The following is a 9,113-nucleotide window of genomic DNA, read 5'->3' as shown; positions in this document are numbered from 1 at the left end:
GAGGAAGGAGTACGCAAAACAACTATTCTTCGGCATAATTATATTGCAATAACCACAAAAGATGATATTCCCGGAGAAGTGGAAGTGCATTATAGTATACTGGGCAATAATGGTCAAAATGAAGTCAAAACAGAGACCCTTTCATACTAATATTGCCGCGAATCGAAAATATATACACGTATGAAACTATTGAAATACGGCTTTTACTTACTTGCTATCGCAGCATCGGCAGTATCGTGTACACGCAAGGACGGCGATTGGGATCCGATCAAGACGGACTGTCGGGAAATAACCGTTCCGCCGCAGGGAGGCTCGGCCGTCGTGACGATGAAAAATTACAAAGGCTGGTGGATTTCCACCGTCCAATACGAAGCGAAGGGCGAAAACCTGATGATTCACGGCGAGGATTTCGGATTTATGAAGTTCGAAAACGAGTGGTGCGAAATCGTCGTGCCGTCCGAAAGTCCGAACAAATTGTATATCGCCCTGAAAGAGAACGATGGACGGGAGCCGAGGAAAATCGGTATAGGAATGACGGTCGGCGATGCTTTCACAAGTATCGATATTACACAGGGAAGTGCACTTCTGACCACTCCGAACGAATGATTCTGGCGTGCATTCTCTGCATCTTCCTGTCGTATCGGCGGCGAAGGCGGCTGTTCGGAAGCAAGTGAACGGATACCTCCGAAATTGTTTCGAAGGCGGATTCGGGCGATTGCGAAGCCGATTTCTCCGTTTCGGTAAGATTCTGATTGTATAGCCGTTTTATGCCAGATATTTTTGCGACAAAAAATATGAGCAAGATGATTATCGAAACGATCGAACGGCTGTCTATCGATGTATTCGTTACAGCCATGGCGATTACGGCGGTTGTCATTGCGACAATCGCTCTTTCGCTTTTGGCGAGTCCGTTTTGCCAATAATCCCAACAGTCATGGAACGAAAAGAAACATATATCGAAATCCTGCGATTGAATATATATTATGTGGAAACAAAAATTGAAAATCTGCGGCATCAATCTGACAGCATATAGTGTGGCTCTTGTCATCATGCTGCTGTTGTCTGTTTGCTCAAAATCATACGGGCAGGAAAAACGTGTACTTTCCTTTGACCGTACAAAACAGACCGTGACGGGCATAGACACGACCAAACTGTCGGTTTATGAACATGAGAAGGCATTTTTGTTTCCACATTTTGATGCCATTCCCCAAATGCCCGGAACGCTTTTGGACTTTCGTCCTGATTATACACGGAGTTTTCCCGTTGACCGTTCATCCCTGCATAAAGGTGAATACAATGTCGGCGGGATTATCCATCGGTTTAACAAAGTGGATGTTTGGGGGCGTGGCAGGCAGGAAAACATCATAGGAGTCGGCGTATCGAACTATGCCGAAGTCAAAACGGTGTATTCTCCAAACGAGAAATGGAAATTGGGGCTGTGCCTCTATGCGCATAAACTGAGCATTCCCCGTTCGAGTAGCAATACATTCGGAATCGGCACCGATGTTTCCTGTCAATTCCTCCCCCAAACATCACTCCATCTCTTTGGCACATATTATCGCATCTATTTGTCGGGAGTAAAACCGATGAAGAGGCTGGACGGCTACCATTATGGAGGTTACCTCTCTTTCGATTTGGCAGAACGGTGGGCAATGGACGTGGGCATGAGAAGCTATGGCGGCAATGGGTCTCACCAGCAATGGACTGTACCGATAATACGTCCGTCGTATAAGCACAACGGGCGCGAAATAAACGCGGATTTTGGTGGAATGTTCCAGCAAATCGTGAAAGGTCTATTCTTTAATCATTGATAATATGAAACAGAAAAAAAGCAAAATAACGACTGTTGCTATATGGATTCTGCTATGCGGATGGATAATGTGCATGAGTTCATGCGGGAGTCTGCTTTATAATCCATCCAACAAAGCGGAACAAGTGACAGTGACTATTAAACAGCCTATCAAATAGGCTTAAACCATAAGAAAAAGGATGAGAAATATTGTAACAATAATTTTAATCTGCTTTCTCTCTTTTCCTGCCTTTGGGCAAGAGATTGAGAATTCGCACAAAGATAAAACGTACAAGAACATTTATTTGGAACTATTGGGCGCTTCAAATATGATTGGTGTTTCTTATGACACAAGAATAAAGCCCGGTTCAGCTTTCGGCTATCGTGCCGGAATATCCTATTTTTATGGGACGAACTACAATTCCAATGAAGGACATGGTTTTTCCGTGCCATTGGAGTTTAATTGCATTTTAGGTAAACGGCGCAGCAAGTTTGAAGCCGGAACAGGCATCAATATGGGGCTGTATTCCATAAAGGAAACTTATTGGGTTAACAGCGAGGGAAATGTCAGCATTATCGAACCGGTTACTCAGATAGTTGAATCACGGAATACTTTCGGATACTATATCTTTTTAAATATCGGATACCGCTATCAACGGGAAAGTGGTTTTATGTTCCGTGCCGGCATCAGTCCTTCATTCAATTTTGGAGACAAATACGGATTGCGTAAAACCCCGCTATTGTATCCTTATCTGAGTTTTGGCTATACTTTCAAATAACGCCAATAGTTCAAAATGGAGAATCCGCTTTCTTTGAGACTTATAAAAGAAGAACAAGAGTCATCAGAAAAACTGTTGGAACTACTGGTGTCATCAACGCATTCTCCCAAAGGCAGATTTTCAAAAGAGGACAGTTACATTATGCTGAAAAGAAAGATGGAAACAACAAAAAAAGAAAACACCGTGAAACTGGTATTGCCATTTCCCCATTTCTTGTGGATGATTGGCACTAACCCCGGCATCTCCAAAGAGAAAGCAGTGCTGCATGAGCCGCAAACGGAACAAGAAAATATAAACAGAGAACATACAAATTATGAAGAAGACAAATGATGCAGATATGCTGGCCGCTATAGTCCGGGCATCGAACCGTTATGCCATGCGTCCGGCACTGGTTATTGACGACCGGACTTATACCTATCAGGAATTGTTTGGATTGGCAGGAAGCATTTGTGAAACGCTGAGGAATCTCAAAGAAGACATCATCGGCATCACGGCTGAAAACCGTATGGAAACCTACGCATCCATTTTGGCGGTGCTGCTTTCCGGAAAAACATACGTCATGTTGCATCCCGATTATCCGGCAGAACGCAACTGCCGGATAGCCCGGCAATCCGGCATCGGTCTGTTGCTTTACAGTGGAGAGAACGGCGATATACTTCCTCCTGACATCAGTGCCGGACGGGTGTGCGTCTCCTCACACCGGCAAACCTCGCATTCCGGCGTGGTGACGTATGACGTTAATCCCGACGTGCCTGCTTACATCATCTTCACGTCAGGAAGTACGGGCGAACCCAAAGGCGTTCCTATATCCCGAAGGAACTTGAATGCTTTCTATAAGGCTTATCGCGCTTTAGGATGGGAGTTGGACGAAAACGACCGTATGCTTCAGATGTTCGAACTGACATTCGATGTTTCAGTCGTCTCGTTCCTTTATCCCCTCACCTTCGGGGCGTGTGTCTATGCTGTTCCGCAGAAAGGAATGAAATACCTGAACGTACTGGACATCATGGAACGCCATCGCCTTACGTTTGCGGCAGTGGCACCTTCCGTACTTCGGTTATCACGCCCTTATTTCGGGGAAATCAGTTTTCCGGACTTACGCTATCTCATAGTCACAGCCGAAGCCACTGACGTGAATCTGCTTGATGAATTTCGCCCTTGCATACCCAATGCCACGGTAATCAACCTCTACGGACCGACCGAAGCCACCATCTACTGCACTTCGTATGTCATTCCGGCTGAAGGAGCCAAACACCATAACGGCATGGCGGCAATCGGGAAGCCTTTTCCGGGTATGGACTACATGATTGCATCCCCGTCGGGCAAGCAGCTTCCTGCCGGAGAGACCGGCGAACTGTGGATTGCCGGACCGCAACTCATGTGCGGATACTGGCGTACTCCCGAAAAGGCGGCCGGATGTTTTGTTACGACTCCCTTTGGAAAACTCTATTACCGTACCGGAGACCTCTGTCAAGTTGATGCTGACGGGGATATTATTTATTGCGGCCGTAAAGACACGCAGGTAAAGATACAAGGTTTCAGAATAGAATTGGGTGAGATTGAATACCACGTTAAAGCGTTTTACAAGCATGGCTGTAACGCTGTGGTATTGCCGGTTTATGCTACGGACGGAAGTTGTGAACTGCACCTTGCCGTAGAAAAGGAGGCGGAGGATACGGAAAGCCTCGAACGGTATATGCAAAGCCATCTGCCGCCTTATATGTTGCCCCGGCGCATCCACTTCATTCCTTGTTTCCCACAAAACAACAGCAACAAAATTGACCGGAACCAACTATTAAAGTACATCACTCAATAAATAAACAATCAAGTATATGGATACAACAGAATTATTGGAGATACTGAACGGAATATTCAGAAAAGTGTTAAAGAGAGACGACATTACATTGACCGAAAGCACTACTGCCCACGATGTGGACGGATGGGATTCGCTGACCAATATGGTACTAATCACAGAAATAGAGAATAAGTTCGGCGTGCGTTTCTCGTTCCGCGAGATAGTGAAACTGAAAAATGTGGGCGACCTTTGCCATACCATCAAGAATAAAGCCAAATAGGAATAGGAGGAAAAAGTAATGTCATTCATTTCCCTTGAATTTGTCCTGCTGTTCCTGCTCTGTTTCACATTATACCATTTTATCAGTGATAAAGGACGGAAGTTAGTTCTGCTTGCGGCAAGCGGAGTTTTCATCGGATACTTCAATCCCGCATTCCTTGTCACGGCACTGGTCGTAAGCCTTTTTACATACGGCGCCGCGATACTTATTGAGCAAGCCCGTGAAAAAGGAAGAGGTTTCCGTTTGATTTACTGGGGCGGCATATCCTGTCTTGTCCTCTGCTGGATTGGTTTCAGGTATGCCAACCGGCTAACCGGAGACTCAGGTTTTATTTTCCCATTGGGAATGTCTTTCTATACATTCCAGGCCATCGGTTACTTGACGGAAGTCTATTGGGAGGAGGAAAAGGCGGAACGCCGTCCGATAGATTTCCTGCTTTATATGCTTCTGTTCATGAAGTTCTTGTCAGGTCCCATTGAGCGGTCTGCCGATTTGCTTCCGCAAGTCCGGAAACTCTCTCCGGCATCCTATTCCATGATGACTTATGGTTTGAAACTGATTGTGGTGGGATTGGTGAAAAAATTGGTACTTGCCGACCATATAGCACCCTATATTGACGGTGTGTTCAGTTCGATGCACACCGCATCGGGTGTACAACTGCTTATGGCCTGCCTTCTCTATCCCATCGAACTTTATGCCGATTTCTCCGGCTACACGGATATGGCGATTGGAATAGGAATGTTGTTCGGATTGAAACTGTCATCCAACTTTGCGCATCCCTTCGCCGCCCAAACCACGGCTGAGTTCTGGCGCCGCTGGCACATCTCCCTTTCCTCCTGGGTACGGGATTACCTTTTTCTGCCCCTGTCATCGTTCACACGCCGTTGGGGACAGTGGGGTGTGGCGGCAAGCCTCATGGTGACATTTATCGCTTTGGGCGTATGGCACGGTGCAGGATGGACATTTGCCGTCTATGGATTTATACAGGGACTTGTGATTGTATGGGAGCTAAGGACTGAAAGAATACGGAATAAGGTAAGGAAACATATCGGGGGACGGCTGTTCGCCATGCTCTCGGTCATCCGCACCTACCTCATTTTTGCCGTATCGTTGGTGTTCTTCAAAGCAAAGTCCGTTTCCGACGCATTCTATTTCCTGCGGAATATCTCTTTTCAGACCCATGCGAGCTGGAAAGAAATCAATATCGGTATGTCAGACCACATCTGCATCGTGGCAGGTGCCGCGTTATTGCTGATGCTGCTTTATGATTTTTTTATGTCTAAAGGCGACTTGCACCGCCGTCTTGAAAGGCAGCCTATTCTGTTACGCTGGACTATCTACTATTTAATCGTATTCGCGCTGTTCGCCTATGGCAAGTTCGGCACGGAGAACTTCATATATCTGCAATTCTGATGGAAAATATACAGGAAACTATTACTGGCGAAAGCCTTCGCAAACGACAGGCTTTCCTTCGCCTTGTCCGAAAATCGGTACTGTTCGCCATGCCGTTTTGGGCTTTGATTGCCCTTTATGTTTACGATGACCCTTTCATGGTACTTCGCAAATATGAAGTATATGATTCGGATGTCATGCTCAACGAACAGCAGGTAGGTTGGCAGATATACCGGAACCATAAAGATAGTGTGCATTTCAATTCTTTTATCTTGGGCAATTCATGTGCGATGGCATTCCGATGTGGAGAATGGGAAAAATATCTTGCTCCCGGCGACCGTGCCATCCGCCTTTTCGGCAATGCAGAGAGTATGAAAGCGATAAGCCTCAAACTCCGTGCCCTTGACCGTGAAGGCGCGGAGATAAAGAATGTGCTGATGATTCTCGACCGGACTTCCCTTTCACGTTTTGAACTCCTGACGGGAGCCGGCCATATACTTCCGGCAACTGTATCGGGGCGTAATCCGCTTACCATGCAACTGGAGTTCTTACAGGCATTCGCAACGCCCGATTTCTTGTTCCCTTACTTGAAATACCGCATAACAGGAAATGTAGAACCGGACATGAAGCGGATGAATCCTCATGGAAGAATACGTGATTCGAAGAACAATGATGCGTTCAATCCCCGTGAGAAGCAGATAGAACAGGAAGGCGAGGCGTATTGGGAAAACCGCAAAAAAGAGTTTCCCGAACGGGATGGCACCGCTACGATAGCTGAACCTGCCATATTCCACAGGCAACGGATGGTGTTGGATGAAATCATGGAAGTCCTGCGCCGCCATGGCACTTCAATACGTGTCCTAATCAGTCCGGATTATAACCAGAAAAAACTGCACCCGGATGACAGAGACATCTTGCAAGGCATTTTCGGGAAAGAGAATGTGTATGATTTCAGCGGCATTAACGAATTTACAGAAGATTACCACAACTATTACGAAGCGGGACATTATCGTCCCTTGTTGGGCAATAAACTGTTGGAGAGAATATACAAACGTCAATGACAGCCGATAGACAAGAAAAGAAGAATGAAACGGGTAGCAGGATGCTATCTGAATAGAAAGAAAAAAAATGAAACCTACATTTAGGGTAAAATGTACATAAACACCTAATTTTTTTTGTTATTTTATTCAAAACGATAGCAGCGGCATTGTCAAAAGTATTACATTTGTTCTCCGAACCATATAAAGACAAAAAACATGCCTGCTCCCTCGCCATCACCTTTACATGATATTTTGCGTTACGATGATGTGGCGGTGAAGTTTTTGTTTGAGCATTACTATGTACCTCTGGTGATTTTTGCTAAAAACTATCTTCCGGATATAGAAGACTGCAAGGATGTCGTGCAGGGAATATTTCTCCATATCGTTGAAAACAGGGAGAAATTTACTTCCATAGACAACCTGAAAGCCTATCTCTACCAGACTACTCAAAACCGTTGCCTGAAACAACTACGGCATGAAGGGGTGAAGCAACGGTATATTTTCGAATCGCAGGCGATGGGGGAAGAAGCTTTTTATTTGGACCATATCTTAGAGGAAGAAGTGTATACACAACTCATCCGGGCCATCGATGCTTTGCCGGGGCAATGCCGGAAGGTTTTCCGGTTGGTACTCGAAAATAAAAGCAATCAGGAAATTGCCGAAATCCTTTCCCTTAGTGTGGAAACGGTCAAATCCTATAAAAAACAAGGAAAAGCTTTATTATACAAGCGTTTGAAAGACGTTATTCCTTTGGCCCTGCTGACTTCCATCCTACAATTTTAATTTTTTTCCGCATTTGTATACCCTCTTTTCGTTTCCTTAAGGGTCATTATATTGATTTGATAAAATTATGGAAACGAAAGAAATTGAAATATTCCGGCTATCGGAAATAATTGCCCGTTCGATGCGGGAAGAACTCTCTGACGATGAACGCCGGGTATTGGACGAATGGTTGGCCCAGGATGAACGCCATCGGACGATGTATGCCGCTTTTGGCCGGGAAGAGGTATTGGCGGAACAGGTGCGGTTGCGTCAAACGATTGACTGGCAGGGAGATTGCCGGATGTTTATGTCGAGACGGAAATCTTGGCGTCGCCGTAAGCTGTTGTATCGCTCTTTGCGTTATGCGGCCCTGTTTATTTTGTTGCTTTCCGGAGCGACAGTGTGGTGGGTGAATTCGTCCCGCACAGATGACCTGGAACAGGGGAGTCGATTGACAGATACCCGCCACCGGGCATTCTTGACTTTAGCGGGTGGCGAGCAGATTGTGTTATCGCAAAACGATACGCTAACCGTTCCCGTGCTTTCCCAAAAGGGTGCGAATATTGAAATCCGGGAAAACCAGATTACTTATTCCACAGTATCGGCTGTCAACGACAACATTCCCTGTAATACACTGACTACACCGCGGGGCAGAGAGTATCTGCTGACCCTCTCGGACGGTACCAGGGTGTGGCTTAATACCGAATCACAGCTGCGCTATCCGGTGCAATTTACCGGGGAACGACGCACGGTTTACTTAGTCGGGGAAGCCTATTTCGATGTACATCCCGACGCCTCACACCCGTTCACCGTTATTTCCGGTCCTGCCGAAGTCACGGTGTTGGGCACGAGTTTCAACCTGCGGGCTTATCCGGAAGAGGATATTGTCACGACATTGGTTTCCGGGGCCGTGCAGATGTCCGAAAAGGTCGGCGGACAAAGTGTGCGCCTGACACTCGGCGAACAGGGGTGTTTGGAGAAGACAAACGGTTACATGACCAAACGGGAGGTCGACACTTATCTGCATACCGCCTGGAAAGACGGGCGGATTGTTTTCCGCAATATGCGGTTGGAAGACCTTTTTACCACCCTTGCCCGTTGGTACGACTTGGAGGTGTTTTATCTGAATCCGGAGGTGAAGGACATCCGGTTTACGGGTGATATGGACAAAACCGAACGTTTCGGGGATATCCTCCGCATCATCGAACAAAACCGGCGTGTGCATTTTCACGTCAAAGGCCGGACGGTCTCCGTTTCATGGCAATAAATCATCAGT

At 46.3% G+C, this 9,113-nt stretch carries 11 protein-coding genes; all 11 read left to right on the top strand.

Going from position 1 to position 9,113, the window contains the following annotated elements:
- Positions 1-180 precede the first annotated feature (180 nt).
- The 11 genes from AC5RDS_RS14655 to AC5RDS_RS14605 all read left to right on the top strand — a co-directional run bounded on the left by AC5RDS_RS14655 (position 181) and on the right by AC5RDS_RS14605 (position 9,104).
- Complete coding sequence (locus AC5RDS_RS14655; protein ID WP_013611731.1) at positions 181-606, top strand: hypothetical protein; 426 nt, start codon at positions 181-183, stop codon at positions 604-606.
- Between the two features lie 188 nt (positions 607-794).
- A complete protein-coding gene (locus tag AC5RDS_RS14650) occupies positions 795-923 on the top strand; it encodes a hypothetical protein (RefSeq protein WP_256316197.1) in 129 nt (42 codons plus the stop codon).
- 60 nt (positions 924-983) lie between these two features.
- Positions 984-1,811, top strand: coding sequence for a hypothetical protein (locus AC5RDS_RS14645; protein WP_118944663.1), 828 nt, complete (start codon positions 984-986; stop codon positions 1,809-1,811).
- Between the two features lie 307 nt (positions 1,812-2,118).
- Positions 2,119-2,568, top strand: coding sequence for a hypothetical protein (locus AC5RDS_RS14640; protein ID WP_229039676.1), 450 nt, complete (start codon positions 2,119-2,121; stop codon positions 2,566-2,568).
- Positions 2,569-2,583: 15 nt separating this feature from the next.
- Positions 2,584-2,898: a hypothetical protein gene (locus AC5RDS_RS14635; RefSeq protein ID WP_306443790.1), complete on the top strand. Its 315-nt coding sequence runs from the start codon at positions 2,584-2,586 to the stop codon at positions 2,896-2,898.
- Complete coding sequence (locus tag AC5RDS_RS14630; protein ID WP_368323669.1) at positions 2,882-4,384, top strand: amino acid adenylation domain-containing protein; 1,503 nt, start codon at positions 2,882-2,884, stop codon at positions 4,382-4,384. The genes AC5RDS_RS14635 and AC5RDS_RS14630 overlap by 17 nt, the downstream gene beginning before the upstream one ends.
- Positions 4,385-4,400: 16 nt before the next feature.
- Entirely contained in the window at positions 4,401-4,643 is a 243-nt protein-coding gene (locus AC5RDS_RS14625; protein WP_013611724.1) for an acyl carrier protein, read from the top strand.
- An 18-nt stretch (positions 4,644-4,661) separates the two neighbouring features.
- Positions 4,662-6,056, top strand: a complete 1,395-nt coding sequence (locus tag AC5RDS_RS14620) for an MBOAT family O-acyltransferase (protein ID WP_013611723.1) — start codon at positions 4,662-4,664, stop codon at positions 6,054-6,056.
- Positions 6,056-7,096, top strand: coding sequence for a histidine kinase (locus AC5RDS_RS14615; RefSeq protein ID WP_494222387.1), 1,041 nt, complete (start codon positions 6,056-6,058; stop codon positions 7,094-7,096). The genes AC5RDS_RS14620 and AC5RDS_RS14615 overlap by 1 nt, the downstream gene beginning before the upstream one ends.
- A 195-nt stretch (positions 7,097-7,291) precedes the next feature.
- Positions 7,292-7,858, top strand: a complete 567-nt coding sequence (locus AC5RDS_RS14610; RefSeq protein WP_013611721.1) for an RNA polymerase sigma-70 factor — start codon at positions 7,292-7,294, stop codon at positions 7,856-7,858.
- Between the two features lie 67 nt (positions 7,859-7,925).
- On the top strand, positions 7,926-9,104 hold the full coding sequence (locus tag AC5RDS_RS14605; protein WP_494222386.1) for a FecR family protein: 1,179 nt from the start codon (positions 7,926-7,928) through the stop codon (positions 9,102-9,104).
- Positions 9,105-9,113 lie beyond the last annotated feature (9 nt).

This window comes from Odoribacter sp. (assembly GCF_985060555.1).
This window is presented reverse-complemented; position numbering and strand designations above follow the sequence as displayed.

Coding starts and splice junctions, on each gene's coding strand:
- AC5RDS_RS14625 (WP_013611724.1), top strand. CDS start 4,401: ATGGATACAACAGAATTATTGGAGATACTGAACGGAATATTCAGAAAA.
- AC5RDS_RS14620 (WP_013611723.1), top strand. CDS start 4,662: ATGTCATTCATTTCCCTTGAATTTGTCCTGCTGTTCCTGCTCTGTTTC.
- AC5RDS_RS14605 (WP_494222386.1), top strand. CDS start 7,926: ATGGAAACGAAAGAAATTGAAATATTCCGGCTATCGGAAATAATTGCC.
- AC5RDS_RS14615 (WP_494222387.1), top strand. CDS start 6,056: ATGGAAAATATACAGGAAACTATTACTGGCGAAAGCCTTCGCAAACGA.
- AC5RDS_RS14630 (WP_368323669.1), top strand. CDS start 2,882: ATGAAGAAGACAAATGATGCAGATATGCTGGCCGCTATAGTCCGGGCA.
- AC5RDS_RS14645 (WP_118944663.1), top strand. CDS start 984: ATGTGGAAACAAAAATTGAAAATCTGCGGCATCAATCTGACAGCATAT.
- AC5RDS_RS14650 (WP_256316197.1), top strand. CDS start 795: ATGAGCAAGATGATTATCGAAACGATCGAACGGCTGTCTATCGATGTA.
- AC5RDS_RS14635 (WP_306443790.1), top strand. CDS start 2,584: ATGGAGAATCCGCTTTCTTTGAGACTTATAAAAGAAGAACAAGAGTCA.
- AC5RDS_RS14655 (WP_013611731.1), top strand. CDS start 181: ATGAAACTATTGAAATACGGCTTTTACTTACTTGCTATCGCAGCATCG.
- AC5RDS_RS14640 (WP_229039676.1), top strand. CDS start 2,119: ATGATTGGTGTTTCTTATGACACAAGAATAAAGCCCGGTTCAGCTTTC.
- AC5RDS_RS14610 (WP_013611721.1), top strand. CDS start 7,292: ATGCCTGCTCCCTCGCCATCACCTTTACATGATATTTTGCGTTACGAT.